19 protein-coding genes, 4 pseudogenes and 1 other annotated feature are annotated in these 26,861 nt (G+C 62.8%); of the genes and pseudogenes, 8 read left to right on the plus strand and 15 right to left on the minus strand.

Translation table 11 applies throughout. The annotated features are described in order from the left end of the window. Positions 1-541: 541 nt before the first annotated feature. From BCA01S_RS30740 to BCA01S_RS30795, 12 genes are all read right to left on the minus strand, one after another. Positions 542-1,462 (minus strand): LysR family transcriptional regulator, encoded by a 921-nt coding sequence (locus BCA01S_RS30740; protein WP_027780182.1) that lies wholly within the window; start codon positions 1,460-1,462, stop codon positions 542-544. A gap of 134 nt (positions 1,463-1,596) precedes the next feature. Next, positions 1,597-3,162: a UbiD family decarboxylase gene (locus BCA01S_RS30745; protein WP_027780183.1), complete on the minus strand. Its 1,566-nt coding sequence runs from the start codon at positions 3,160-3,162 to the stop codon at positions 1,597-1,599. Positions 3,163-3,197: 35 nt separating this feature from the next. Next, entirely contained in the window at positions 3,198-3,923 is a 726-nt protein-coding gene (locus BCA01S_RS30750) for an enoyl-CoA hydratase/isomerase family protein (protein WP_027780184.1), read from the minus strand. After that, a complete protein-coding gene (locus BCA01S_RS30755; RefSeq protein WP_027780185.1) occupies positions 3,913-6,264 on the minus strand; it encodes a xanthine dehydrogenase family protein molybdopterin-binding subunit in 2,352 nt (783 codons plus the stop codon). Before BCA01S_RS30755 ends, BCA01S_RS30750 begins: the two co-directional genes overlap by 11 nt. Continuing rightward, complete coding sequence (locus tag BCA01S_RS30760) at positions 6,261-6,770, minus strand: (2Fe-2S)-binding protein (RefSeq protein WP_027780186.1); 510 nt, start codon at positions 6,768-6,770, stop codon at positions 6,261-6,263. The genes BCA01S_RS30755 and BCA01S_RS30760 overlap by 4 nt, the downstream gene beginning before the upstream one ends. Before the next feature lie 28 nt (positions 6,771-6,798). Further along, entirely contained in the window at positions 6,799-7,257 is a 459-nt protein-coding gene (locus tag BCA01S_RS30765; protein ID WP_006049747.1) for an SRPBCC family protein, read from the minus strand. A 25-nt stretch (positions 7,258-7,282) separates the two neighbouring features. Further along, on the minus strand, positions 7,283-8,086 hold the full coding sequence (locus tag BCA01S_RS30770) for an FAD binding domain-containing protein (protein ID WP_027780187.1): 804 nt from the start codon (positions 8,084-8,086) through the stop codon (positions 7,283-7,285). Between the two features lie 61 nt (positions 8,087-8,147). Next, entirely contained in the window at positions 8,148-8,912 is a 765-nt protein-coding gene (locus BCA01S_RS30775; RefSeq protein WP_027780188.1) for an alpha/beta fold hydrolase, read from the minus strand. A gap of 3 nt (positions 8,913-8,915) precedes the next feature. Continuing rightward, a complete protein-coding gene (gene fahA, locus BCA01S_RS30780; protein WP_027780189.1) occupies positions 8,916-10,271 on the minus strand; it encodes a fumarylacetoacetase in 1,356 nt (451 codons plus the stop codon). Next, positions 10,268-10,810, minus strand: a complete 543-nt coding sequence (locus BCA01S_RS30785) for a VOC family protein (RefSeq protein ID WP_027780190.1) — start codon at positions 10,808-10,810, stop codon at positions 10,268-10,270. The genes fahA and BCA01S_RS30785 overlap by 4 nt, the downstream gene beginning before the upstream one ends. A gap of 59 nt (positions 10,811-10,869) precedes the next feature. Continuing rightward, on the minus strand, positions 10,870-12,057 hold the full coding sequence (locus BCA01S_RS30790) for an FAD-dependent monooxygenase (protein WP_027780191.1): 1,188 nt from the start codon (positions 12,055-12,057) through the stop codon (positions 10,870-10,872). Between the two features lie 226 nt (positions 12,058-12,283). Then, positions 12,284-12,862, minus strand: a complete 579-nt coding sequence (locus BCA01S_RS30795) for a UbiX family flavin prenyltransferase (RefSeq protein WP_027780192.1) — start codon at positions 12,860-12,862, stop codon at positions 12,284-12,286. Positions 12,863-13,171: 309 nt separating this feature from the next. Here BCA01S_RS30795 and BCA01S_RS30800 point away from each other — a divergent pair, with 309 nt between their 5' ends. From BCA01S_RS30800 to BCA01S_RS30815, 4 genes and pseudogenes are all read left to right on the plus strand, one after another. Next, on the plus strand, positions 13,172-14,263 hold the full coding sequence (locus BCA01S_RS30800) for a porin (protein WP_027780193.1): 1,092 nt from the start codon (positions 13,172-13,174) through the stop codon (positions 14,261-14,263). A 198-nt stretch (positions 14,264-14,461) separates the two neighbouring features. After that, a pseudogene (locus BCA01S_RS35700) lies at positions 14,462-15,848 on the plus strand (MFS transporter). Positions 15,849-16,005: 157 nt separating this feature from the next. After that, positions 16,006-17,376 (plus strand): MFS transporter, encoded by a 1,371-nt coding sequence (locus BCA01S_RS30810; protein ID WP_042320031.1) that lies wholly within the window; start codon positions 16,006-16,008, stop codon positions 17,374-17,376. A 56-nt stretch (positions 17,377-17,432) separates the two neighbouring features. Continuing rightward, the gene (locus BCA01S_RS30815) at positions 17,433-19,190 is read left to right on the plus strand and encodes a methyl-accepting chemotaxis protein (RefSeq protein ID WP_244146056.1); all 1,758 of its coding nucleotides are present in this window, start codon (positions 17,433-17,435) and stop codon (positions 19,188-19,190) included. A gap of 54 nt (positions 19,191-19,244) precedes the next feature. Here BCA01S_RS30815 and BCA01S_RS35705 read toward each other — a convergent pair. Together BCA01S_RS35705 and BCA01S_RS36715 are read right to left on the minus strand one after the other, a co-directional pair. Next, positions 19,245-19,679 (minus strand): annotated as a pseudogene (locus tag BCA01S_RS35705) (NAD-dependent epimerase/dehydratase family protein); the annotation flags it as partial. A gap of 39 nt (positions 19,680-19,718) precedes the next feature. Then, a pseudogene (locus tag BCA01S_RS36715) lies at positions 19,719-20,744 on the minus strand (IS3 family transposase). Further along, positions 20,395-20,511: a sequence feature (AL1L pseudoknot), on the minus strand. Its footprint overlaps the pseudogene before it by 117 nt. Before the next feature lie 551 nt (positions 20,745-21,295). On the opposite strand from BCA01S_RS36715, the gene BCA01S_RS30840 reads away from it, so the two are divergent. Together BCA01S_RS30840 and BCA01S_RS30845 are read left to right on the plus strand one after the other, a co-directional pair. Next, entirely contained in the window at positions 21,296-22,192 is an 897-nt protein-coding gene (locus tag BCA01S_RS30840; RefSeq protein WP_027780197.1) for a fructose bisphosphate aldolase, read from the plus strand. 419 nt (positions 22,193-22,611) lie between these two features. Then, the gene (locus tag BCA01S_RS30845; protein WP_027780198.1) at positions 22,612-23,235 is read left to right on the plus strand and encodes an MlaC/ttg2D family ABC transporter substrate-binding protein; all 624 of its coding nucleotides are present in this window, start codon (positions 22,612-22,614) and stop codon (positions 23,233-23,235) included. Between the two features lie 601 nt (positions 23,236-23,836). Here the strand turns inward: BCA01S_RS30845 and BCA01S_RS39260 are convergent. Then, positions 23,837-24,430 (minus strand): annotated as a pseudogene (locus BCA01S_RS39260) (transposase); the annotation flags it as partial. 246 nt (positions 24,431-24,676) lie between these two features. On the opposite strand from BCA01S_RS39260, the gene BCA01S_RS30870 reads away from it, so the two are divergent. Further along, positions 24,677-25,324: an HD domain-containing protein gene (locus BCA01S_RS30870; RefSeq protein WP_425176864.1), complete on the plus strand. Its 648-nt coding sequence runs from the start codon at positions 24,677-24,679 to the stop codon at positions 25,322-25,324. Between the two features lie 375 nt (positions 25,325-25,699). Then, complete coding sequence (locus BCA01S_RS30875; RefSeq protein ID WP_027780200.1) at positions 25,700-26,632, plus strand: NADP-dependent oxidoreductase; 933 nt, start codon at positions 25,700-25,702, stop codon at positions 26,630-26,632. Positions 26,633-26,861: the final 229 nt, after the last annotated feature.

Genomic DNA, 26,861 nt, shown 5'->3' on the forward strand with positions numbered 1-26,861 from the left:
GAAATTGATGGATCGCGGCGCTCACCTCCAGTGCTTTACCGATCATTTACATGTGTGTGCCTGGCGGCCACTTTAACGATGAGTCGCGGCGCGGTTCCGCTTCGTTGCTATTTTATGAAGGCTTGAAAGGATTATCCGCGATGAGCACCGACTCAATGCTGACCAGCGCATTACAAGCTTGTAATCTTCGCGTTCTCAGCGCCATTGCTCGCTGCCGTCGATTCCGTCTTTGCACCCGCCGCTTACAAGGCTTTGACAGATCGGCACACTGCGGCGTCGTGAGCGGGCCGCACTGCATTGCGTGGGCGCACCGCCGCACAGGCCCATCTGCCGAACGCAACGTCCAGGAAAACGTCATCGAGATAGTCCGACTGGCCCTGCGGCGCTTCGATACTGGCTTGAGCAGGAAGTGCCTTCGCGATTCGGAGCTCACGCTGTAGTTGTCGATGTCCATCTGTGCTGGCTGTGATGGCATCGCGATAAGAATGGCTAACCCGCGGCCTCGACGCATCGTCGGGGCACTGGAGTGGCAGGCGGCCATTCACCCAGGCACGAATGGGCTGAGTTGAGCCGCCGCTGCAAACATCCGCGTGAATTGATCCAGCGCGGGCAGCGTGTCGCGTCCGCTGCGCGTGATACGGTAGAACGAAAATTCCACTTCTGGCCGGATCACGTCGATGCGCACCTTATAGTGTCGGCAGATGTGTTCGCAGAACGACGGCATGATCGCAACACCCAGCCCTTCGTGAGCCATCGCGACCGCGGTCTGCAAATGACCGACAACCGTACGCCGGCCCGCCGTCACTTCTTCTTTCGACAAAGACGCTTCTATCAGCCGCTGCAACGGGTTGTCCTTTGGCAGGGTGATGAGCGGCAACCCTTCGAGCGCGCGCCATTGCACTCCGTCGCGCGGTACCTTGCCGATGCCATGCGCGCCTTCCATGGGCGACGAGACCACGACGAGCCGCGTCGGAAAGATAGGCACGCGGTCTATCCCCGACAGCTGCGAGAAGAAGATGCCGTACGCCGCATCGAGATCGCCGTCCTCGACCATCTTTAGAAGCTCGCCGGGAGGACGGTCGACGAGTTCGATCTGTGCTTGCGGACTCGTCTCGGCGAAACGCGCAAGCACTTGCGGCATCAGACTCGCGGCGATCATCGGCGTGCAGCCGAGCAGCAGCGATGCCTGCTTCTGCCGGCCGAGCTCGTTGAGTTCGACAACGGATTTTTCAAGCGTGTCGACGATTTTCATCGCCGTTGGATAGAACAGGTGACCGGCCTCCGTGAGCGCAACCGTGCGTGTGGTGCGTTCGAACAGCCGGCAATCGAGCTGGGTCTCGAGCTCGCGGATGATCGCGCTCAGCGCCGCCTGACTCAGATGCAAGCTCTGCGCGGTCTTGGTGAAGCTCGACGCGTTCGCCACGCCGAGAAAGACCTTCAGTTGTTTCAGGGACAGATTCATGCGGCGGTCCTTTGGGAAGGCACGAGAGGGCTGCCGGGATTCTATCGCCGCGCACGCGTGTCCGCGACCGGGACAACACCCGATCGCCCCTTACATGTACATGACAATGCGACGGCGTCGTTGCGCCGCGCCTGTCATGCAAACGCGTATCGCCCTTCCTCGTCGCGGACGATGGCGCGCGTTACCGCCGTGTCTTCGAGCCAGCGCACGACCTCGCGGCCATCGCGCGTTCCTGTCGCGGACATGAGTTCGGTGAAACGCTTCGGACCGTGCTCGAGTGCGGCCTGCAGCGAATCGAAACGCGCGCCCGTCAGAGCGGGCGGCGTGGGAACGCGATGTTCGAGATCGCGCTGTTCGCCGGGGCGCAGCAGCGGCAGCGTCAGGTCGAAGCCGAGTTTGGCGGTGACCGTTGCGCCGGCGAGCGACGGGTCCAGCGGCATCGCGCGCATGCCGCTATGCATCACCATATCGCGGTCTGCCTGGAAGCGCGTGGCGAGCGCCCAGTCCATCTGCTCGTCCGAGAAGATATCGATGTCGGGGTCGACCACGAAGACATGCTTGACGTTGGCAAGCGACGCGAACACGGCCGCGATGGCGTTGCGCGCTTCGCCCGGCACACGCTGTTGCATCGCGATCCGCACGTTGAACATGCCGCCCGTCGCGGGACTCGCGTACACCGCCCTGATCTCGCGCACGGCCGTTTCCAGCGCGCGCCATACGGTGACTTCGGTGCGCAGCGCGGCCAGTTGCGCGGTATCGGTGCACGCCATCGTGCGGCCGCCAATCGTGCAGGTCTGGAACACAGCGTCTTTCCGATGCGTGATCGCAGTCAGATGAAACACCGGATTGGTCTTGATGCCGCCGTAATAGCCGAGGAATTCGCCATACGGTCCTTCGGGCTCCGCGTGGCCGCGTTCGTCGAGATAGCCTTCGAGAATGAACTCCGCGTCGGCAGGTACCAGCAGATCGCTGGTGATGCATTTGACGACGCCCATCGGCGCGCCGCGCAACGCGGCAACGAGTTCGAGTTCGTCGGCGGGAATGCGCATCGTTGCGCCCACGTGATCGATGGGGTGCGTGCCGACGGCGAAAGCGATCGGCAGCCGCTCGCCGCGCTTCGAATGCGCGATCGAGATCGCGCGCAGATCGGACGGCGCCACGAGATCGACTCCGGCGGTGCGGCGCCCGCGCAGCATCAGCCGGCGAATGCCGACGTTAGTCCAGCCAGTGTCGGGGTCGACCGCGAAGTCGATCGACGCCGAGATATACGGCGCGCCGTCCAGATCGTGTTGCAGGTGAACGGGCAGCGCCGTGAAATCGCAAGCGTCGCCGGTCAGCACCACTTGTTGAACGGGCGCCTGTTCGCGGCTCACTTCCACGAGCTTGCCCTTCGTGCGCAAACGGTCGCGCACGACTTCGAGCAACTGGTCGGGTGCCGTGCCGAACGCCTTGGCAAGGCGCGAGCGGCTCGCCGCCACGCTGCCCGCGAGCGACACGCTGCCGCCCGCCGGTTGCGCGAACCATACGGCGCGCGGATTGCCTTCCATGATGGCGGCGATATCGGCCAGATCGACGGGCTCACTGCGCCTCTCGAGTTCGGTTTCGTCGAGCGAGTCGAGAAAGCGGCGCAGCCGGAAACGCTCCAGGTCGGGCAGTTCCGCGCCTTGCGCGGTGGAAGCGATGGTGGTCTTCGGTCTCAATGTCGTGTCCTTGTGCGAGGGGCGGCGCGCGGCCCTCAGAAGCGGGCTGACAGCGCGGTGGCTGCAAGATGGGCGGCAAAGCCGCTCGAAGCCGCGGCGGGCATCTCCGGAGCGAGATGCAGGAACTGCTTGACCGCGCGCAGCGTGACGGCACTGCAGCCGAGCAGCGTTTCGGTCAGTGCCCCGGCTTCGGCGTCGAGCGAGGCAGACGCAACGACGCGGCTCACGAGCCCCGCCGCCAGCGCTTCCTGCGCGGAGAGCCGCGCGCGGCTCAGCACCATATGCGCAACTGTCTTGACTGGAACGCGTCCGATCAGCGCCGACATGACGAGCGTCGGCGGAATGTCGCGCTCCATCTCGGGGATCTGAAACACGGCGTCGTCGGCGGCAAGCGCGACATCGCAAACGCCCGCGAGCGCGCAGCCCACGCCGATCGCCTCGCCGCGCACGACGGACAGCACCGGCACACGCACCGCCTTCAGCGCATCGTAGAGCGCGAGCGGCGGCGCCGCGACGACGCGCCGCAGCGTTTCCGCCGACGGCTTGGCGCCTGCCGGCGGCATGGGCGACTGGCGTCCTTTGCAGAAGTCCTTGCCGCTCGTGACAATGCGCACGAGCTTCGTGTCGTCGTCGATCGTGGTAATGGCGGCGATGATCGCATCGCTCATCGCCTGGTCGATCAGGTTGCCGTTCTCAGGACGGTCGAGCACCACGTCGAGCAACGCGCCCTCACGGCGGATAGCCACGGATTCAGTTGACATGAGCGCCTCCTTGCGCGCGGTGTATGTATTCCCAGATCACCTTGGGCGTGGCCGGCATCGCCAGTTCGTCGCTGCCGTAGTCGCGCAGCGCGTCGGCCAGCGCGTTGAAGATGGTGGCCGTAGCCGGCGTGATGCCGCTTTCTCCACCGCCTTTCACGCGCAGCGGATTGCCCTGCGTCGGATCTTCCGTCAGTTCCACGTTGAGCGGCGGAATCACGCCGGCGCGCGGCACGCCGTAGTCCATGTAGGAGCCGGTCAACACCTGGCCTGTTTGGCGATCCATGTAAAAGCCTTCCGAGAGCGCCTGGCCGATTCCCTGCGCGAGGCCGCCATGCACCTGGCCTTCGACGATCAGCGGATTGATCGGCTGCCCCACGTCGTCCACCGACGTGTAGTTCACCAGCTCGACCGCGCCGGTATCGGGGTCCACTTCGAGCTCGCAGACGGCCGCGCCGGTCGGATGGGCGGGCACGCGCGCGCTGACTTCCGCGTGGGCGTGCAGCTTTTTCGCCGACGGGTCGCCTGGCAGGCCGTCTTTCGCCACATGCTGCGCGATCTCGGCAAGGCTCACTCGCCGGCCGCTGGCGGGCGCCGTGAATTGCGCGTCGGCGAATTCGACGCTGGCCGCGTCCACATCGAGCAAGGCCGCGGCGACGCGCTTGCCGGCCGCAATGATCTGTTGCGCGGTATCCACGAGCAGCATGCCGCCCAGCCGCATCGTGCGGTCCGAGTGACTGCCGCCGCCGACGCTCACGAACGCGGTATCGCCCGTGCGCAGCTTGACGGCTTCCAGCGGCACGCCGAGATGATGCGCAACCACCTGCGCGAAAGTGGTTTCGTGTCCCTGGCCTGTCGACTGGGTGCCCGACACGATATCGATGCCGCCGTCGGCGCGCACCGTCAATTCGATGCGCTCACGCGGCGCACCCACCGGCGATTCGATGTAGTTCGCAAGGCCGATGCCGCGCAGCCGGCCCTGCGCGCGCGACTGCTCCCGGCGCTCCCCGAAACTGTCCCATTGCGCGAGCGTCAGCGCGCGCGCCATGTTGCGCGCAAAATCGCCGCTGTCGTACGTGAGACCCATCGGGCTGCGATACGGAAGGCTGTCTCGCGGCACAAGATTGCGACGGCGAATTTCCGCGCGATCGATACCTAAGCCAACGGCCGCAAGATCTAGCATACGTTCGATCACATGCGTCGCTTCGGGCCGGCCCGCGCCGCGATAAGGCGCCGTGGGCACGGTGTTGGTCAGTACCGCGCTTACATGCACGGCGGCCACCGGCACGTCGTAGACGGTCGTCATGATGCGCGTGCCGTTCGACATCGGCACATACGAGACCGTGTGGGCGCCGACGTTGCCGATCCACTCGTTGTCGATGGCGAGAATGCGGCCGTCTTTGGAAAAACCGATCGTCGAGCGGATGATCGCGTCGCGCCCCTGGTAGTCCGATAGAAACGCTTCGCTGCGATCGCTCGTCCATTTGACCGGGCGTCCAATGCGGCGCGCGGCCCATACGACGGCAAGCTGTTCGACATAGATAAACGAGCGCGGCCCGAAGCCGCCGCCGGTATCTGGGCACACCACGCGCACGTTCGCCGGCGGCACTTTCAGCGCCGCGGCGAGGCAAAGCTGCTGGCGCACCGCGCCCTGACTGCCGGAGATCAGCGTGTAGACGCCGGTTGCCGCGTCGTAAGCGCCGATTGCGCTGCGCGGCTCCATCTGGCAATTGACGAGCCGGCTGTGATGAAACTCGCGGCGCACGACATGATCCGCTTTGGCGATGATCTCGCGCGCGGCGTCACGATCGCCGATCTGGGTCTGGAAGCACAGATTGCCCGGCGCGCCATCCCAGAGTTGCGGCGCACCGTCCCGCATCGCGTCGTTGCCGTTGATCACGGCGTCGAGCACGTCGTAGTCCACGTCGATCAGTTCGGTCGCGTTGCGCGCCTGCAGCGGCGTCTGCGCGATCACCATGGCGATCGCTTCGCCCACATGGCGCACCCGGTCGACCGGCAACGGGAGATGGGGCTGATCGAAAATGAAGCCGGTCAGCGAGGTGAGGAAAGCCTTCTTCGTCGCGTCGATGGCATCGACGGGATTCGGCACATGGTCGACGCCCCGGAAGCCGTCGTCGAGATAATCCTGGCCCACCAGTACCGCGATCACGCCCGGCGCTTCGCGGGCAGCGGCGATGTCGATCGAACGCAGCACGGCGTGCGCATGGGGGGAGCGCAGAAACGCCGCATGCAGCTGTGCGTCGACGTGAACATCGTCTGTGTACTGGCCGTTGCCGGTGACGAAGCGCTGGTCTTCGACGCGAGGTATCGGTTTGCCGATCATGACGTGCGAGCCCCCGTCTTGGCGAACGGTGCATCCGGATACATCTCGCGAGCCGCGTGGCGAACCGCCTCGATGATGTTCACATAACCCGTGCAGCGGCAGATGTTGCCCTCCAGCGCATGAGCGATGTTCGCCTGATCGAGCGCCGGCTCTTCGCGCAGATAGAAAGCGCTCGCCATGATCATGCCCGGCGTGCAAAAGCCGCATTGCAGACCGTGGCATTGAACGAAAGCAGCCTGCACCGGGTGCAGCTTGCCGCCGCACCTTGCGTTGAGACCCTCGACGGTGACAACCTGGCCGCCGCTCGCCTGCGCTGCCAGCACGGTGCACGACTTGACGGCCTCACCGTCGAGAAGCACGGTGCACGCGCCGCACTGGCTCGTATCGCAACCGACGTGGGTGCCCGTGAGGCGCAACTGCTCGCGCAGGAACTCGACCAGCAGCGTGTTGTCGGGCACGTCGCGCGCGACATCCGCGCCGTTCACCTGCAATTGGACATCAACCATGATTCACCTGTGTTTCCGGTTCTTGCGCTCATTGCGCGGCCTGGCTCGCTGCGCTCAGCGTCGCGTTGAAGCGTTTGAAGAATTCGGCGGCGAGCTTGTTCGCCACGGAAGTGACAAGCCGCGAGCCGATCTGCGCAAGCTTGCCGCCGACCTGCGCGTCGGCCACGTAGGTCAGCAGCGTGCCGTCTTCGGCATCGGCGAGCGTCACGGTCGCGGTCATCTTGCCGAAGCCCGCGATACCGCCTTCGCCCTGGCCTACGATCCGGTAGCCGCTCGGCGCATCGCGATCCGACAGTTCGAGCGTGCCCTTGAAGCGCGCCTTGACAGGGCCGACCGACGCCACCACCACCGCCTTGTAGCGGTCTTCGCTTTCCGCCTCGAACGACTCGCAACCAGGAATGCATTCCTGCAGCACGGCTGCGTCGTTGAGTCCTTGCCAGACCTGTTCGCGCGATGCCGCGATGGTCTGCGATCCAGTAAATTCCATTCTTGTCTCCTCGATGAGCGCGCGCCTACGACGCAATCAGCGCCTGCAGCGCGCGGCGGGTATAGGTTTCGATCAGATGAGCGCGATACGGCGCGGACGCGTTGTCGTCGTCGGGGAGCGTATCGCGGTCGATGGCTGTCGACGCGAGCGCCGCGTGCGAAAGGTCCTGCTGCAACGCATTTTCCGCATCGAACCAGCGGAACACCGACGCGCCCGCGCCCGTCACGGCGACGCGGATTGCATCGTCGTACTGGGCGATGAACACACCGGCCACCGCGTACCCGGACGCGGGATGCCGGTACTTGGCGTAGGCCGCGCGCACCGGAATCGCAAATTCGATCGCGGTCACGAGTTCGTCCGCGTGCAGCGCGGTCTCGAATGTATCCACGAAGAATTCGTCGGCGGGAATGCGCCGTTGCGACGACGTGACGACGTGCGCGTTCAGACCCAGCACCGCGGCGGGGTAGTCGGCGGCAGGATCGTTGTTGGCGACCGAGCCGCCCATCGTGCCGCGGTTGCGCACCTGCGGATCGGCGATAACGCCAGCCAGGCTTGAAAGCGCCGGAATCGCGCCGCGCACGACGCTCGACGCCGCAACCTCGGCGTGTCTGGTCAGCGCGCCAATGCGTAGAACGCTGCCGCGCACTTCAATGCCACGGAGCGCGTCGATCCGCGTGAGATCGATCAGATGCGAGGGCGCGGCGAGGCGCTGCTTGAGGGTGGGAATCAGCGTCATGCCGCCAGACAGCGGCCGCGCTTCTTCATGCTCGCGCAGCCAGCCGACGGCTTCGTCAAGCGATGCGGCGCGCAGATAGGTGGTCTCGTACATGGTGTCTCCTGCATCGCGCGCGTTGTGTTGGCGCGCGTGCCTGACTGCTGAACGCGGTCCGTTAAGGCTCCGAGAGCCAGTTTTCGAGTGCGGTAGCCAGCGCCACCGGCACTTCGTTCATTGCGTAATGCCCTGCATTGGTCAATGTTTCCACGGTGGCATTCGGATACCAGGTCAGCCACGTGCGCGCCGTCAGCTCCGCCGTGATCGCCGGATCGTGTTCGCCCACGAAGAGTTTGACCGGCGTCGGATTGCCTTCCACTTGTGCGGCAAAGCCGCCGGTGGCCCAATGCGGAAGATAGGCCGCGAAAGCCTCGCGGCGCGATTCGCGCTCCGATTGCTGAGCGAGGTGCGCGCTCCATCGTGCGGCGAGCCGGCTGCCCGTCGAAAAATGGATGATGCCCGCGCGCTTCGCCACGTCGCCGATTGCGGCGGCAAACATCGCGAGACGGGTGTCGTCCATGCGCGAGCCGCACGCGGGAACGGCCGACACCCCCGCCATCTTCACGATGCGGCTGGGCGCCGCCAGCATTACCCGCTGCATCGCCATGCCGCCCATCGAGTGGCCGATCAGGCTGAAGCGCTGCCAGTCGAGATGGTCCGCGAGCGCAAGTACGTCGCTTGCCACTTCGTCGAAGGTGAATTCGCCGTCTTTGTCGCGCGAAAGGCCGTAGCCGCGATAGTCGAAGAACGCGTAGCTGAAGCGCTCAGGATCGAGTGCGGGCGTGAGCGCGTTCCAGTCGGCCGAACTGCCGAACCAGCCGTTCAGCGCGATGACTTTATGCGGACCGCCGCCGAACTGCGCGAAGCCGTTGAGCGTCATCATGGTTCAGTGTTCTCCGTGCGGCAGAGCATTCGGCGCCTGCGGATACGGCAGCGCCGGCGCGATGCGTGCGCGGCACTCGCCGAAGCCGATCGACACCGCGCCCGGCGCGCTCGCACGCGCACGCAGCACGATCTCGTCGCCGTCTTCCAGCGCGATGCGCGATTCGCCGCTGGGCAGCGCCAGCGGCTTCTTGCCCGCGTCGGTCAGTTCGGTCAGACAGGCGCGCGATTCATCGCTCGCACCGGAAATCGTGCCGCTGCCGAGCAGGTCGCCCGTGCGCAGGTTGCAGCCGTTGCTCGTGTGATGCGCGACCATCTGCGCAAACGTCCAGTAGAGATTGTCCAGATGCGTTTGCGTGATTCGCACGGGCTCGATGTGGTCGCGCCGCATCGCAGCCGTGGACAGTTGTGCGAACAACTGCAGGTCCAGACCGCCGCTTTGCTGGTCCTGCGCACCGTGAAGATGCGGCAGGATCGCCGGATCGTTGGCGGCGCGTGCGGGCGCCGCCTTGCGAAACGGTGCGAGCGCTTCGTCGGTGACGATCCAGGGCGAAATGCTCGAATGAAAGCTCTTTCCAAGGAACGGCCCAAGTACCTGCTCGAACCATTGGATGCTTTTCGCCGACCAGTCGTTGAGCAGACAGTAGCCGAAGATGTGCGCGCGGGCGTCGTCGATCGGAATGGCTTGTGTCAGCTGGTTGCCGCGGCCAATCACGGCAGCCAGCTCCAGTTCGAAGTCGAGCATCGGCGCGGGCCCGAAACACACGCGGCCTTCCGCGTCGCGATACTGGCCGTACGGGCGCCGCACTTCGCCGCCACTCACGCGCAGCGACGAAGCCCGGCCGTGGTACGCGATCGGCAGCGATTTGAACGCGGCCGGAAGCGGATCGGCGAGGCCCTTATAGCGGCCGTGGCGTTCGGTGTGATGAAGCGACGTCAGAAAATCGGTGTAGTCGCCGATCGTGCAAGGCAGTGTCAGTTGCACATCGTTCATGTGCGGCAGCACGGCGTCGATCGACGATTCGAGCCGCGAGCGTGCGGGCGTGTCGTGCGCGAGGAGCGCCGACAGTGCGCCGCGCAATGCGCTCACCTGGCGGGCGTCGAGCGCCATTAGCGCGTTCAGCGTATCGCCGCGAATCGACGCGCAGGCAAGCGCCGCGTCGCCTTCCAGTAGCGCCATGTCGTGCAGCGCGCGCAAATCGACGATGCGATCGCCGATTGCCACGCCGGTGCGCAATTCGCCGCCGCGCACGAATGCGCCGAACGGCAGGTTCTGAATGGGGAAATCCGCGTTGCCGGCGTTCGCCGATTCGATCCAGCTGCGCCGCGCCGGATCGTGCGTGGCATTGAGTGCGCTCATGCGGGACGTGTCTCCGATACTGCCTTGTTCTTTTCAGCGGTCCAGGCGTCGAGCACCGGCCGAGCCCGCATTCTATAACCCGCGAGTTCATCGGCGGGCGCGACAGGCACCGTCAGTTCGACACGCAAGCCGTTCGGGTCGAAAAAATAGATGGAGCGGACGAAGTGATGATTGGTGACGCCGAGCACCTCGATGCCGTTGCCGGTCAGCCGTGCTTTCATCGTTTCGAGCTGTTCGAGCGTTTCGAGGCGCAGCGCGATGTGATTGACCCACGCGGGCGTGTTCGGCGAGGCAAGCGCGGCCGTTCCGTCGCCGAGATCGAAAAAGGCGATGTTCGAGCCGTCCGCCATTTCGAAGAACAGATGCACGTAGGGACAATATTCGCCGGTGCTCGGCACGCGGTCCAGCCTGATGACGTGCACGAGCGGCAGACCGAGAATGTCTTCGTAGAAGCGACGCGTTTCCTCGGCGTCGCGGCAGCGCCACGCAAAATGATGCAGGCCGAGCACAGGCGCTGGAGGATTGAGATGGATGGACACAGTGTCTCCTGATATTGCTGGATCGTACGGGGCAGCGTCGCGCGCAAACCCGGTGCGGGTCAGACTTCGATCGCGTCGACGTTGTATTCGAACAGCCAGTTGTAGCGCTCCTTCACGCGCTCCTCGCTCCACTCGCGGTCCACATAGGCGGCCGCGCCTTCCGCATGGGCAAGCTGCGGATTGTGAAAGCGCGTCGCGTTGGCCGCCGAACCGCGCACGACTTTCGCGGTGCGTTCGAGCCGCAGCGCCTCATAGCGTTGCAGCGCCTGCGGCACGTCGTGCGTATAGCGTTCGAGGCAGCGCGCGAGCAGATAGCCGTCTTCGATCGCCATGCCGGCGCCTTGCGCGAGAAACGGCAACGTCGGATGGCAGGCATCGCCTAGCAGCGTCGCGTGCCCCTGGCTCCAGCGGGTCATCGGCTCGCGCACCATCAATGCCCATTTATACGGAATGTCGATCGCGGAAATCAGCGTGCGCACATCTTCGTGCCAGCCTTCGAAGTCGGCGAGGCATTCGTCGAGCGTGCCGCGTTCGGACCATGATTCGACCTGCCAGCCCGACTTCTCGATGGCGCCGACGAAGTTGACGAGACCGTTGCCGCGCAGCGGATAGTGAATGACGTGCGCGCCGGGGCCGACCCAGTTCGCGCCGTAAGGCGAACGCAGGTGTTCCGGCAGCTTGCTCGCGTCGATCACGCCGCGCCATGCCATCACGCCGGAAAACACGGGCTCGTCAGGCCCGAAGAGCGCGTGCCGCACGCGCGAATGCACGCCGTCCGCACCGATCAGCAGATCGCCTTCGCAGGTTTCGCCATTGACGGCCTGCACCAGCACCTTGCCGTTCTCTTGCGAGAAGCTCTCCACCTTATGGTTCAGGCGGATGGCGTCGGGTTTCATCGAGCGCACCACATCGGCGAGTTTCTGATGCAGGTCGGCGCGATGCAGTGTGAAGTAGGGATAGCCGTAGGTCTGCCGCGATTGCGCGCCGAGGTCGAACAGGCGCCATGTCTGGCCGGTGTTCCATAGACGCACGTGCTTGCCGAGCGGTTCGCACGCAAGGCCCTCCAGCGCATCGCCCACGCCGAGCTGAAACAGCACGCGGGTGGCGTTCGGGCTCAGTTGCACACCGGCGCCGATCTCCTTGAGCGCCTGCGCCTGCTCGAACACCGTGACATCGAAACCTTTCTTCAATAATGCGGCTGCGGCCGTCAATCCGCCGATACCGGCGCCTGCAATAACTATCTTCATTCGACGATTCGACCTCTTTCGTAATGAGCGCTTTTATCGATCCTGCTTATGAATTGATCGATAATATTTATAAGTAGTAAACGCGGTGAAATCGGGAATCACTTTAATTCAGCGGATCGCGCGAAAGAAGCAAATTAATCCGAATGGGTCATCACTGAAATTTGATAATCGGAACAGGCGCTGTGACAAGGGCCGGTTGCCCTGAACGGGAGAGCGGGCGGCGCGCCTACATGCCCCAGCGCTGCACCGTGGCGGCGTCCAGCCCGAACAGGTCGAGCACGCGGCCGAGCGTGTGATCGACCATGTCGGTCAGCGACTCGGGGTTCGCGTAGAACGCGGGCACGGGCGGATAGACGATGGCGCCGGACTCCGTTACCGCCGTCATGCTGCGCAGATGGCCGAGGTGCAGCGGTGTCTCGCGCACCATCAGCACGAGGCGGCGGCGCTCCTTCAACGTGACGTCCGCGGCGCGCGAAAGCAGGCCGCTCGTCATGCCCGTGGCGATTTCCGACAGGGTCTTGATCGAACAGGGCGCGACGATCATGCCCATTACCGGGAACGATCCGCTCGAGATCGACGCGCCGATATCGGTGTTGGAATGGCAGACGCTCGCCATCGCGCGGATGTCGGCGACGCTGAAGTCCGATTCGTGAGCGAGCGTCACCTGCGCCGAGCGGCTCATCACCAGGTGGGTTTCGATTTCGAGCTTGCGCAGCAGTTGCAGTAGCCGCACGCCGTATATCACGCCCGACGCGCCGCTGATTCCGACCACCATGCGCCGCGGCAGCATGCCTCTCATATCCATACGAGTCTCCAAACGCAGGTTCATAATCCCGACGCGGCGGATGGTAGCACCCGGTCCTGGCTAATAGAAGCGCGGGCGCCAATTAATCGTGCTTACCTGGTATTTTCACCAACCATTAAAAGCTTTGTTCGTTTTGTTCGATGAGTTGATAAATAATTCACGATTCAAAAGGCTAAATCCATTCGCTACACTCCCGGCAACATCTGGAAAGACGGCAGCGAACCGCGCAGCAGACCGGCGCCTGCCACCCACATGGGGATCGGTCAGCAGACATGCGGCCGGCGACGAAAAAGACATTGGAGACATGGGTTGAAAACGACGAGTCTGTTCTCAGGTGCGTGCGCATTGGTGCTGGGGTGCCCCGCGTTCGCGCAGTCATCGGTGACGCTCTACGGGAGCGTCGATGTGGGTGTCGATTTCGTGACGAACTCGCGCGGCGCGCATCTGTATCAGGAGTCGGCCGGCAAGCGCACGCCGGACCGTTTCGGCTTTCTCATCAAGGAAGACATTGGCGGCGGCAACACGGTTTTTGCGCGGCTGGAGTCGGGCTTTCTCACCAACACGGGCGCACAGATCAATCCGACCAGTTTCTTCAACCGGGACGCGTACGTGGGCATCACGAACAACCGCTTCGGCTCGCTGAGTCTCGGCCATATCCCCGACTACGTGTACGAGTACGTGGGCGCGTTGAACAATTCGGTGCCGGGTATCTCGTCGTATTACACCGTGGGCAATCTGGACGGCCTCGCGAACACGCGCGCGCTCGACAACTCGGTGAAGTACGAATCGATCGACTACCGCGGCTTCCAGGCCGGTGCGATGAACAGTTTCGGCAACCAGCCGAATTTCAGCGAAGGGCGTCAGTACAGCGTGGGTGCCCGCTACCAGAACGGCAGAGTCAAACTGGGCGCGGCGTATACCATGTCGCACAACCGCACGGCCGACCTGTTCGGTATCTTCGGCGTGACCTCGGTACTCGGTCAGCGGCTCAGGCAGGGCACCCTGTTCAACGCCGACCGTTACAGCACGATAGCGGTCGGCGGCTCGGTGGTCGTGGGCGACTTCATTCCGCACGCCACCTTTACGGACGTGAAGCTCGAAGATCCGCAGGGCTCGGTGACGGAGCGCAACTATCAGGTGGGCGTCAACATCGACCTGAGCGGCGGCAAGCGCTTCTATGTGATGGGGATTTCGTACAACCGCTCCATGTTCGAGGGGCTGACGTACAACCAGTACAACCTGTTTCTCACGCACTATCTGTCCAAGAGCACGCAGATCTACGCAGGCGTCGGCCTGCAACGGGCCTCGGGCACGAATGCGAAGGCAGAGCAGTTCGGCTATCAGCCGTCGAGTTCGAGTGCGCAAACGGTTGGACGTATCGGTATCAACCAGATGTTTTGACGCGACGCGGATGCCGTGTGCCGACAACGCGGCGGGCTTTGTTCACTAATTTCGATTTCATCATCGGGATTTTTTGATTCTGTCGCCCGCTGCCGGGCCGTATATTGAGGCTCCCGGCGCAGGCGCCAACGGGAAACAGAACGAAGCGGAGTGCGCGGCAATTGCGCGCCACCGCCTGATCGGCATATTGGGACGCACATGCAAGCAGAGCGCACATTCAACATATCGACACTCATCGAAGAGCAGAAGCCAGGACGTTTCGCGGTCGGCTTGCTGTTCTGGTGCTTTCTCATCATGCTGATGGACGGTTACGATCAGACGGCCGTGTCGTTCGCTGCGCCCGCCATCATCAAGGAGTGGCACGTGGCGCGCGGCGGCTTTGGACCAGTCTTCGGCGCGGGTCTGTTCGGCACGTTGCTCGGCTCGTTCATCTTCGGCTATTTCGGCGACCGCTTCGGCCGCAAGCGTGCGATCGTGTCGGGCAGTCTGTTTTTCGGTCTGCTGACGCTTCTGTCGGTGTGGGCGACTTCGCTGCACGAACTCATGCTGCTGCGTTTTATCGCCGGTCTCGGCATGGGCGGCGTAGTGCCGAATTCGGTTGCGCTCGTCGCCGAATACGCGCCGAAACGGTTGCGCGCCACATGGGTGACGCTGATGTTTTCGGGCTTTTCCATCGGCGCGGGGTCCGGGGGGGCTCGTTTCATCGGCGCTCATTCATCGCTATGGCTGGCCTGTGATGTTCGTCGTGGGCGGTATCGGCTCGCTCGCGGTCGCGTGCCTGCTGATCCTGACGCTGCCGGAATCCGCGAAGCTGCTGGTGGTGCGTCAGCGCAGTGTCGAAACGGTGCGCAAGCTCGTTGCGCGTCTGCGCCCCGAACTGGCGCTTCCCGCCGACGCGCAGTTCGTGCCCGGCGAAGTGCAGGAGAAGAAGCGCTTTGTGCTCAAGCTGATTTTCTCCGACGGCCTGCGCGCAATCACGCCGTTGCTGTGGATCGTATTCATCGTCAATTCAATGGCGCTGTACTTCTTGCAGAACTGGCTGCCCATTCTGATGGAAGGTGTCGGCATCAATCCGCAGAGCGCCGGTCTCATCACAACGATGTTCTCGGTGGGCGGCGTGCTCGGCGGACTGATTCTGTGCCGTTTTGTCGACCGTCACGGCGTGCTTGCGATCATCTCGTTGCCGGCGATCGGCTGCCCCGTGGTCGCCTTCCTCGGGCATGGCATGTCCGAGGCGTGGCTCATGTTCGCCGTGTTCGCGACGGGTTTCTGCGTCGTCGGCGCCCAGTACGGGCTGTACGCGGTGGCGGGGATGATTTACCCGACCTCGTTCCGCTCGGCGGGCGTGGGCAGTGCAATCTCCGTCGGCAAAATCGGCTCGGTATCGGGGCCTGTCATCGGCGGAATTCTGCTGTCCATGCATCTGCCGATCTCGCAGATGTTTTACGCGGCGTCCGGGCTCTTTCTCGTCGCCGCGATCTTCTCGACCGTGCTGGCGGTGTTGTACAAGGCGCGATTCGGCGAACAGCATAAACAGGACGACGCCCGCATCAAGGAGATGCGTTCCGCGCTGGGCGACTCCTGATCCGGACCAAACAGAAGCGTTCACACAATCATCCGGCCGGCGCCGCAAGCAGGCGAACCGGCGGCAGCCAGGGAAACCCTATGAGCCCGTACTTCGAACGTGCTTCTGGATGCGCGTCGCCGCGCGCCATGCGCCGCGCTGCTGGCAGATACACGCGATGACTGTGCTTCCCGAGAGCGCTTGCGCTGTTTCCCCGGCTATCGATATCACCGCGCTCATCGAGCGGCAGCAGTTGCGCGGTTTTTCACTGGGGCTGATTGCATGGTGCTTCGTGATCGTGCTCATCGATGGCTACGATCAGGTCGCCGCTGCCTATGCGGCGCCCACGCTCGTCCGCGCATGGCACGTCAAGGCCACCGAGTTCGGTCATGTGTTCGGCTACGGCCTCGTCGGCGTGCTTGTCGGTTCGTTGGTGCTGGGCTTTCTCGGCGATCGCATTGGAAGGCGCCTCACAATCATTTATGGCGTGTTGTGGTTCGGCATCCTGACGCTTGCGTGCAGCCGGGTGGCGTCGCTGGATCAATTGACCGTGCTGCGTTTTGTTGCGGGAATCGGCATGGGCGGGGTCGTGCCCAATACGGTCGCGCTGGTGTCGGAATATGCTCCGAAGGCACGCCGCGCGACATGGATCACGCTAATGTTCTCGGGCTTTTCGATCGGCGCCGGCGGCGGTGGCGCGATCGCTTCGTGGATGCTGCCGCGCTTCGGCTGGCCGGTTCTCTTCGAAGTGGGCGGCGTCGCGGCCATTGCGGTAGCCCTCGTGTCTTTCGCCGTGCTGCCCGAGTCTGTCCGTTTCCTGATCCTCAGCGGGCGGGCGCCGCGCGAAGTCGCCCGCATCGCTCGCCGTCTCGGTTCGGACAGGGTTTTCAACGACGCGGAAAGCCAGGCTGCGCGCTACATCGCTCAGGACGAAAAGCGCATCCGCGCGACACCGCTCGCGTTGTTCGGCAACGGTCTTGTCCGTGTGACGCCTTTGCTGTGGGCGCTCTTTGTCCTGAATTCGCTCGCACTGCATTTCCTGCAGAACTGGCTGCCCATTCTGTTCAGCATGAGCGCGCTGCCGGCGGCGCAGGCGGCGAAAGCCGCGATGATGTTTCCGGTTGGCGGGACGGTCGGTGCGCTCGCGCTGTGCCGATGCGTGGACCGTTTCGGCATAGCGGTGATTCTGTTGCTCGCCTTGGTCGGCCTTCCGGTTTGCATCTCGCTCGGCATGCCGATGCCCGCTCTTTGGCTCTACGGCGCGTCGTTCATGAGCGGGGTTTGCGTGATCGGCAGTCAGTTTGCGCTCTATGCGGTGGCCGGCATGGTGTATCCGACGATGTTGCGCTCGGCCGGAGTTGGCTCGGCTATCGGCATCGGCAAGCTTGGCTCGGTAATCGGTTCCGTGCTCGGAGGCGTCCTTCGGGCGATGCATTTGCCGATTGCCAATCTTTTCATGAACGTGTCGGGCGTTTTTATCTTTATTGCGCTGTTGTCGGTCTGGCTGGGCTGGAACCGGCGCCGCGCAGCAAGCCAGTCGATGGCGTAACTCAACGCGCGGCAGGGCACATGCAGGCACATGCAATGTTCGCAATGGCGTGTGCCATGCGCGAGTCGACGCGTCATAGCGTCCACGGCATTTATCCGATTTCAAAAGCAGAGGTTCGCATCATGCTGTCCCTTTCCACCGCCTCCACCGCCTCCACCGCCTCCACCGCCTCCACCGCCGACATAGCCGCACCGGTCTCCGAATCAGGCCCGGTTAGCAACGCCGATGCGTTCGGCGCGATAGATCGTGCGACCGCACCAGCCGGCGTGCGCAAGGCGATTTCGTTGCAGCAGCGCATTGCGTTGACGATGGCCTTGCTCGCCGCGCTGATGATCGCCATCGGCGTGCTAGGACTGGCGGGCGCATGGCGTGCGAACCAGGCGACGCGCGATACCTATGAGAACAAGCTGACGGCTGCGGTTCACATTGGTAACGCCGAACTGCTGATTGCGCGTACCCGCCTCGTGCTCGGCGGTGCAATGGCGACGACCGACACTGCGCGCGGGGGGGAGCAGATTCGCCATGCCGGCGACTTCCTCAAGCAGTCGGACGAACAGTGGCGCAGTTTCGTGAACGCGCCACACGATGCGGGCGAAGCGTCGCTTATCGACGCCGCGGGGCAGCGTCGCGACGCAATGCGTGTCGCGATGCGAGCGTTCCTCGACGCGCTGGAGTCAGGTGACCGGTCTACTGCGCAGCGGATCGGCGTATCGCAGTTGAGTACGCTGTTCAACGACATGAGCGGCGCGAACGACACGCTCAAACGCTCGCTTTATGCCAATGCGAAACGCAGCTACGACGACGCGGAACACTACTTCAAGCTTTTCTTTGCGGGATCGACGGCAATGCTTGCGTTCGGCATCGCCGCGGCGGCGTTCAGCTGGCTGGCGCTGCGCCGTGCGATCGTTGCACCGCTTCGCGACGCGCTTGCACATTTCGACGCCATTGCGGCCGGAGATCTGAGCCGTACGGTTGCCCGTCACCGCGCCGATGAAATGGGACAACTGCTCGACGGGCTGCATCAGATGCAGGCGCGGCTCGCGCAAACGGTAACGGCGGTGCGCGACAGTTGCGAATCGATCGGTACGGCCGTTGGTGAGATTGCTGCCGGCACGCTGGATCTGTCCGCGCGTACGGAAGAGCAGGCGGCGTCGCTCGAGCAGACCGCCGCGAGCATGAGCGGCCTGACGGAGACGGTGCGCCGCAATTCGACGCGGGCGCAGGAAGCATATCGTGTCGCGCAGGAGGCGGCCTCGGCCGCGAACGAGGGCAATCATGCCGTCGAGGAAGTGAGCAAGACCATGGCCCGCATCGACGCCAGTTCGAGGAAGATCGCGGACATTACGGGAATCATCAAGGGCATCGCGTTCCAGACCAATATTCTCGCCTTGAACGCCGCCGTCGAAGCGGCGCGGGCCGGCGTGCATGGACGGGGCTTTGCCGTGGTCGCGGCCGAGGTGCGTTCTCTCGCGCAGCATGCGTCGACGGCTGCGAAGGACATTGGCGTGCTGGTGGCGGATTCCGTCGGCGCGGCGGCGGACGGCTCGACGCTCGTGACACATGCGGAAGGCGCGATCCGGGCCGTGCTCGATGCAGCCGGACGCTTTCGCGAAGTGATGAGCGAGATGACTGCCGCGGCCGAGGAGCAGCGCGTCGGCATCGAGCAGGTCGACGCCGCACTGACCATGATGGATTCGATCACGCAGCAGAACGCGGCGCTCGTCGAGCAGGCGAGCGCATGCGCCCAGTTACTCGACGAGCAGTCCCGGCAGTTGAGCCGGCAAGTCGCTGTGTTTCGCATCGGCGCCGCATAGCGATGCCGGTGCGGTGCGGCCTTGCCTCAGCGCACGGCTCTTACGACTTATGACTTACGACTGTGACGACACCTGCTCGCGCCACCGATACGCCTGCTGCCATCCAAGCAAACGCTTGAGCTTCTCGTTACTCAGCAAGGTCTCGAATTCACCGAGCGGTTTTTTTACCGGCACATTCGGGTAGTAGGTCTTCAGCAGTTCTGCAACGGGGCGGTTAGAGGAGACGTCGTCGGCGGCGACATTCATCACCGTGTAGCCGAGCCCGTCTTTTTCAATGCCGAGACGGCAGGCCGCCGCGAGGTCGCGGCCGTCGATATAGCTCCATGCGATGCGCTTTCTCAATGCAGGGTTCTTCAGCCAGACAGAGAATTTCTGATAGTCCTCGGGATCGAGTACGTTGCCGATACGGGAGCAGTCCTTGTCGGCGGCCCGGTAAAGATGCCGCCATTCGCCCTTGACGCGAATGTACGTTTCGTCCACTCGCCAACTCGTTCTAAACCGCCCCAGGAATCGTGGAGGCTGGTTGGTTTAAGTCGATGCGGATTCAGCGGCGGCTGTTTCAAGTTGCTGATAGTAGTTTGCCTCAGCTTCGGCGGGCGGGATATAGCCAAGCGGTTCCATCAACCGATCATGATTGAACCAGGCCACCCACTCCAGCGTTGCCATTTCAACGGATTCCCCGTTTTCCAGGTGCGGCGATGAATCAGTTCATCCTTGTATAAGCCGTTGATCGTTTCAGCCAGGGCGTTGTCATAGCTGCCGCCCCGGCTGCCGACCGACGGTTCGATGCCCGCTTCGGCCAACCTTTCGCTGTAGCGAATGCTGACGTATTGGGACCCTCTGTCAGAATGGTATATCAAGGTTCCGTCGTCGCCCGGGCGCCGCGCGTAAAGCGCCTGTTCAAGTGCATCCAGAACGAAGTCCGTAGTCATCGAACTGCTGACTCGCCGGCCGACGATACGGCGAGCGAACACATCGATCACGAAGGCCACATACAGCCAGCCCTGCCACGTCGAAACGTAGGTGAGCGCGCCACCGCGATATGCTCCCGGTTCATCTGCTTCCAGACTTTATCCGCGCCGTAGACCTGCATGTTGGCCTGTCACACACGCTGGATCTCCGGCCGCAGCCGTTCATCGCGGATTGCGCGAACAGAGCGCCGCGACGGAACACGAAGCTGCGCGGCATGGCGCGGGTAGCTCGACGGGGCAATCCGCAAGACCTTGCAGATCGGCTCGACCCCGAAGGTGTCGCGATGCTGATCGATGAAGGCCTTCAGGACTTGAAACGGCGGTCGAGCTCCGCCTGGGCGAAAAACGCGCTCGCGACCTTGAGAATCTCGTTGGCACGACGCAACTCCTTAACTTCGCGGTCCAAGGGCTTGAGGCGTTCGCGCTCGTCTGTGGTCACGCCATCGCGCTCACCGTGGTCGACCTGGTCGCGCTTGACCCACTCGTGCAGTGTCTGCGGTGTGCAGCCAATCATCGGCGCAATCGATTCGACCGCCGCCCACATCGACGGATGTTCGCTACGCTGCTCGCGCACCAGGCGCACTGCGCGCCGTTCGGTGACAAATTCGCAGAAGGTGCCTGTGAGCGAGACGCGAGAATGAGCACGGAAGCAGCGGCCAAAGGCGCCGAACGGGAAGACGGCGTGGCGGCTGCTTCGGCAGGGCTTCGACGCTCGTGCTTCAACGGTGCCAAGCCGCAGCGCGCAGACGCCCTCCGGTTGCCATACAGTATCGGCCCACCGGGCGTAAGATAGGCAGACATTGTGGCGGAGGCCCCCTCATGTTCCATGATCCTGTTCAGCTTCGCGTTCATCGAATTGACATTGCTGGTGGTCGTACTGATTGTCGTCAGAGAAGCGCGCGCCCGGCGGCAGCGGCAGCGGGAAGGCAAACGCGCTCACGCGGGAACAAACATGGGTAGAGAGGCCTTGCGCCAGCTTCGTGAGTTGCGTTTGTATAACGGCTATACCGTGCCTATGCCATGCCTGTGCCACGCACGTAGGCCGTTCACGCAGCGCGCGTGGGATCGGTTCTCGACCGGGCCTGACCACAAGCGGCGGGCCGTTATATGGCTATTGAAAAGGGAGAGTTGTTCATGGCTACTGACAGGATGATGGCGCAGGTTTGTGAAAAGCAGGGCTTTTTCGCGGCTCTCGACCAGAGCGGCGGATCGACGCCCAGTGCATTGCGGTTGTACGGCGTTCCGGACACCGCATACAGCGACGACGCCGGCATGTTCAGACTGATTCACGAGATGCGGATGCGCATTATCACCGCGCCCGCGTTTACCGGCGACCGGATAATCGGCGCGATTCTATTCGAAGCCACCATAGACGGACAGGCCGGAGGCAAACCGGTGCCGGCCTTTCTGTGGGAAGAGCGCGGCGTCGTGCCGTTCCTGAAGGTCGACAAAGGTCTGCAGGCCGAAGCCGACGGCGTGCAACTGATGAAGCCGGTGCCTGGCCTCGACGCGGTGCTCGAGCGGGCGGCGAAGCTCGGAATTTTTGGCACCAAGATGCGTTCGGTCATCCACCAGAATTCGCCGACTGGCATTGCGGCGATCGTGAAGCAGCAATTCGAATTCGGCGCGCAGATCAACGCGCACCACCTGATGCCGATTCTCGAAGCCGAGGTGCTGATCAAGAGTCCCGACAAGGCGGGCGCCGAGGCCACGCTGCGCGCGGAACTGACCAAGGGTCTCGACGCGTTGCCGTCAGGCAGCCGCGTGATGCTCAAGCTGACGCTGCCTGAAGTAGCGGATTTTTATCGGCCGTTAATCGAGCATCCGCGGGTGGCGCGGGTTGTCGCGCTGTCGGGAGGCTATTCGCGAACGGACGCATGCGAACGGCTCGCTTCCAATCACGGGATGATTGCGAGCTTCTCGCGGGCGTTGATCAACGAACTCAGGAAGCCGATGAGCGACGGTGAATTCAACGCGGCGCTGGAGACGGCCGTCGAAGAAATCTATCGAGCTTCCGTCAACAAGGTTTGATGCGCGCGGAGCGAAGCCACAGCGAGCCGTCGGCGGGAACGGCTGCACGCGCCGCTGACCTCGGTCGGAATCCGTGGGAGCCAACGGCCATTTCTCGGGAAAAACCGGCACGTCGATTCTACGGCCGATCGGAGTGAACTTCAGCGTTCCGGACGACGTTCCGGCAGATCTGTTCAAGACGGACCCGGTCGGCCTGTTTCTCCAGCAAGGCGTCCCGACCCCGACACGGGCTTCGGACCGGTGTTGTGCGGAGGTCACGTAGGATGTCCGTTTGACACTTGTCGTCCCGGACGCATCTGAGTAACGATGCCAAAAGCCGGAGCTGCGAATGCCTCATCGTTAGGGTATGGCTCGCGGCGCGTCCGGGAAATCGCAGATGCTGGTTCATCGCGTCAATGCAAAGAGAGAGGCCGCCACAGATGAAGACTCGGTTTCTGTTGTACTTCTGTGTAGCGCTGTTCGCGTTGCAAGGTGCCGCCTATGCGCAAGTCGATTCCTCGGACCCGCAGATACTTATCAGGACTGCGACGCAGCAGATACTCGACGAGGTGCGTACCCGGGCGATCGATCCGAACGATATTCGCCGCATCATGGATATCGTCGACAGGGACATTCTTCCGTACACCGATTTTCGCCGCACAACGTCGCTCGCGATGGGCCGCCACTGGCAGTCGGCGACGCCGGCACAGCAGCGGCAGTTGATCGAACAGTTCAAGTTACTCCTGATTCACACGTACTCGGGCGCCATTGGCCAGCTGCGTGCCGATCAACAGATCAAATACCCGCCGTCGCGCATCGACCCGGCCGATTCGGACGTGGTGGTGCGCACCGTCGCGATTAGAGGTGGTGAGCCGGTGGAGATCGACTACCGGCTGTACAAGACGTCGCAAGGCTGGCGTTTATATGACATAAACGTGCTTGGCGTGTGGCTGGTCCAGACGTATCGACAGCAGTTCAGCGACGAGATCCGACAGAACGGCATCGACGGTCTGATCCGGTTGCTTATTGAACGCAACCAACACCTCGCTTCTGACAAACAGTGATGGGCCAGGATACGGGCTCTAAGTGAGCTGGGCCGATGCTCGCATCATGATGAGCCTATGCCGGTAAACTACGGTTTGCGTCAAGGTCTCCGATTGTGGGCACATGAAATCGGACGGCGCGACCTCGCTATGCGCGAGTGCATCAATCAGTGCGAGCGAACGTTCTCGATTTGGAAAGGCGACTTCGCCAAACGCGGATGCATAACATCGCGCGTGCGACTACACTGACGCACCGTACCGCCAGGAGTTGCATGAAGCTCTGCCGGCTCTGCGGCGCGTCCATGTTCCTGATCGACCTGTTCCGGCGCAGCCATACAGTTGGCGCACCCCCGGCATCCCGGAGCAATGCATGAAGACAAACGGCTCTATTTCCTGACCGCCCGCCGGCTCTGCGGCAATGAGCGCTAGGAGAAGACGCTTACCAGTCTGTTGAAAAGCGCTCCGTCCTGAAGAGCAAAGCAGTGTTCAACAGTTTTGCCATGCAATGTGGCGGTGAATTGCGGCTCGTCGAGTGGTTCTTGCACGCGCCTGCGCTGGCGTGGCGGTCCGGCGTCGTGCAGTGCTTTCACCATGCCGGCTCGTCGCAACGCTCCTCGTGGCATCACGCTTGGCACTGGGCCATGCGGGTCGGATCGGTGGCGACCATCGTCAGTTTGAGTTGCTGGTCAACGCGCTTGACGCCGCGATAGGCCGTCTGCCAAATGTGGCCAATGGTCTGTATGCAGCCAGAATGCTCCTCGATACGGGACATGCGCCGTCACATGCGAGCGGGCCATCGCTCACAAAGTCTCGGGTGTCGCAAGCCTCGCCAGCGCCTACTGTCTTTGCATAAGTTGAGCAGCTGCTATGCGTTCGCGCTCGGCGAAACCGTCTGCGTGATTGACCACGGCGCCGACGGCCAGCCCCGAGCGATTCTCAATCAGCATGTGCCCGTCATAGCACAGGATGGCTGAACTCTTTTTGCTCTTCTTGAACAGACGTGCATCCGGTGCGTATCGTTGCTGCGTCGCGTGCCGTCCCAGGCCGTGTCGGCATTGCGCCCGCCGCTCGGTGGCGGCTCATCGTCCAAGCTGTCCTTCGCACGGAAGCTCTTGTGACTCTGCCATGCCTGTATCAGCGCACGGTCGACTGAGCAATGCCCTCTGGACAGCAAGCCCGGAAGGGAAGCGACCAACAGAAGGGGACTAATCACAGCAAGCATAGACTGGGCGATGGCCGCGCCTATAATGTAGATGCAGCCTCACGACTTGTGGAAGCCGGCAGGGCAGTCGACAAGCTTAGGACAACGACTTTACCCGCCGTCGCTTCCACCTGCAAGCATCAGGCCGACGTCACAGTTGCGATCGACACCTGGTGCTTACCTGCGCCCGGCGGTTGCAACGGGCGTTTTCCCAAATCCAAAAGCGAACAGTCGCGAACGTTGGGCGGAGGATCGACCATGGTGGCTAACGAAATTTCCGGGGTAAGAATTCCCGATAGCAAATTAGCGCGAGAAGCAACGCAGTTCATTCGCGACACGGAGAGCGATTTTCTGTTCCAGCATTCCACGCGCGTCTATTTCCGGGGTGCGTTGACCGCGAAGCGGAAGGGGCTGCCGTACGATGCGGAACTGCTTTACGCGGCGGCGATGTTCCATGATGTCGGATTGACCCCAGCCTTCCGGCAGAGCCAGCTTCGCTTCGAGGTCGATGGTGCCAATGCAGCGCGGGATTTCCTGCGAAGCCATGGCATTGAGGAAGGCAATATCGAGAAGGTCTGGCTCGCGATCGCGCTGCACACCACACAGGGAATTTCCGCGCATCTGCATCCCGTCGCCGCGCTTACCGCAGAGGGAGTGATGATGGATCTGGTGGGTTTAGGCTATGATGAATTCACTGACGCGCAGTTGAGGGCGGTGACTGCAGCGTATCCTCATCCGCCGCACTTTGTGGAAGACGTACTCCAGTCGCTCTACGATGGTCTGAAGCACCGGCCACAGACAACCCAGGGGACCGGCCTTGCCGATGTCATCGCTGACAAGGATCCAGATTTTCGCCGGCGGAACTTTTGCGGCCTCATGCGGAGCTCGCCTTGGGCCGCCCGGGGTTGACGGGTCCGCACTCGCCTGACGAATGTACATGGCCTCGCCTCTGCTTGAGAGGGATGGGTGAGCCGTCGTGGCTCGCTGTGCGAAGAGAGTAGTCGCGGAAGTTATAGCTTGTAGGCGGATTCGACGGTTGCGTTAACTTCTTAACCATTGGCTTATTGGTCGCACCTGCGTGGAGTTCACATGCGGACCGAAAAAGCACCCTGTTACCTGGTGCTGGCGTGCAAAAAACGTGCACGCGCAAGTGCGATCTATGACCGTCTTGTTGCGTCCACTCCTCCGTTTCCCGTTCTGATCGGAGAGGCTTGAGTCGATGAAAATTCCAGAGTTGTAATGCGCTCTATTCGTGGTCCGCAGTGCTCATAAGGAGAGCTTGAAATGACAGCATCGATGCAGGCAGTTCAGATCGAGGAGTATGGCGGACCGGACGTGCTCAATCTGCGCCGGTTACCGATCCCAACGCCGATCGAAGGAGAGGTTGTCGTCAAGGTGATGGCAGCGGGCGTCGGTCCGTGGGATGGGTGGATTCGCGCGGGAAAGAGCGTTCTACCGCAACCACTGCCTCTAACGCCCGGTTCCGACATTGCCGGGGTCGTCGTTGAAGTTGGTCCCAATGTCAAGGAACTGGCGGTCGGGGACGAGATTTTCGGCGTGACCAACCGTCGCTTCACGGATGGTTATGCGCAGTATGCGAGAGCCAGGGTCGACATGCTCGCCGCGAAGCCCTCCAGCATGACTTTCAACGAAGCGGCATCGATGCCCGTCATCGCGGTAACCGCTTGGCAGATGCTTCACGAGTTCGCGAGCATAAAAGCAGGGCAGCGTGTTCTTATTCTCGGCGGTGCCGGCAACGTCGGAGCATACGCCGTACAACTCGCGCACCTGGCCGGCGCCGAGGTCGTTGCAACTGCGTCGGACGCCCAGGCTGACCATGTGCGGGCTTTGGGGGCGGACCTAATCATCGAGCGAAGCATGCGTCGCGTGGACCTGTATTCCGGCAGTTTCGACGCCGTCATCGACACTGTCGGCGGCGCAGCGCTCGAGCAGTCGTATGCGCTTGTGCTCCCGCGCGGGGTAGTCGTCTCCGCAGTGCAGAAGCCCGATAGTACGCGACTCCCCCAACATGTGCGCTCGGACTTTCTGTTGGTGGATGTCGGCACACGTATTTTGGAATCGCTCGTCCGTCTCGCGGCTGACGGTGATCTGAAGGTCCGGCTAGGCGATGTTCTGCCACTTGCCGACGCACGCCGGGCGCATCAAATGCTTGACGGTTCCAAGCATCAGCCCGGAAAAATCCTTCTTATTCCCTGATATAAAACAGCAGCGACATAAAACAGCAGCGACGGCACGGTCATGTAAAGCGGGCGCACTAGGACTCTTGTGGTGCGGCCTTCCATCGCATCACTTGAAGCGATTTGTGCTCGGTGCGCCGAACCAAACAGCCGGTCGAATGACCGGTGTGCCGATCATAGCGAATGACGGAAGCTGGGCCGGGAAGGCTCGATGCGATAGGAACGCGATGTCAAGCGTTGCTCGACGC

It is taken from the genome of Paraburkholderia caledonica NBRC 102488 (assembly GCF_000685095.1).
In the GTDB taxonomy this organism is placed as follows: domain Bacteria; phylum Pseudomonadota; class Gammaproteobacteria; order Burkholderiales; family Burkholderiaceae; genus Paraburkholderia; species Paraburkholderia caledonica.

Excerpts from the sequence above, each read along its gene's own strand:
- BCA01S_RS30765 (WP_006049747.1), bottom strand. The coding sequence starts at position 7,257 with ATGGAATTTACTGGATCGCAGACCATCGCGGCATCGCGCGAACAGGTC.
- fahA (WP_027780189.1), bottom strand. The coding sequence starts at position 10,271 with ATGAGCGCACTCAATGCCACGCACGATCCGGCGCGGCGCAGCTGGATC.
- BCA01S_RS30755 (WP_027780185.1), bottom strand. The coding sequence starts at position 6,264 with ATGATCGGCAAACCGATACCTCGCGTCGAAGACCAGCGCTTCGTCACC.
- BCA01S_RS30815 (WP_244146056.1), top strand. The coding sequence starts at position 17,433 with ATGCGCGAGTCGACGCGTCATAGCGTCCACGGCATTTATCCGATTTCA.
- BCA01S_RS30775 (WP_027780188.1), bottom strand. The coding sequence starts at position 8,912 with ATGATGACGCTCAACGGCTTCGCGCAGTTCGGCGGCGGTCCGCATAAA.
- BCA01S_RS30810 (WP_042320031.1), top strand. The coding sequence starts at position 16,006 with ATGACTGTGCTTCCCGAGAGCGCTTGCGCTGTTTCCCCGGCTATCGAT.
- BCA01S_RS30875 (WP_027780200.1), top strand. The coding sequence starts at position 25,700 with ATGACAGCATCGATGCAGGCAGTTCAGATCGAGGAGTATGGCGGACCG.
- BCA01S_RS30750 (WP_027780184.1), bottom strand. The coding sequence starts at position 3,923 with ATGTCAACTGAATCCGTGGCTATCCGCCGTGAGGGCGCGTTGCTCGAC.
- BCA01S_RS30770 (WP_027780187.1), bottom strand. The coding sequence starts at position 8,086 with ATGTACGAGACCACCTATCTGCGCGCCGCATCGCTTGACGAAGCCGTC.
- BCA01S_RS30840 (WP_027780197.1), top strand. The coding sequence starts at position 21,296 with ATGGCTACTGACAGGATGATGGCGCAGGTTTGTGAAAAGCAGGGCTTT.
- BCA01S_RS30790 (WP_027780191.1), bottom strand. The coding sequence starts at position 12,057 with ATGAAGATAGTTATTGCAGGCGCCGGTATCGGCGGATTGACGGCCGCA.
- BCA01S_RS30740 (WP_027780182.1), bottom strand. The coding sequence starts at position 1,462 with ATGAATCTGTCCCTGAAACAACTGAAGGTCTTTCTCGGCGTGGCGAAC.
- BCA01S_RS30760 (WP_027780186.1), bottom strand. The coding sequence starts at position 6,770 with ATGGTTGATGTCCAATTGCAGGTGAACGGCGCGGATGTCGCGCGCGAC.
- BCA01S_RS30845 (WP_027780198.1), top strand. The coding sequence starts at position 22,612 with ATGAAGACTCGGTTTCTGTTGTACTTCTGTGTAGCGCTGTTCGCGTTG.
- BCA01S_RS30795 (WP_027780192.1), bottom strand. The coding sequence starts at position 12,862 with ATGGATATGAGAGGCATGCTGCCGCGGCGCATGGTGGTCGGAATCAGC.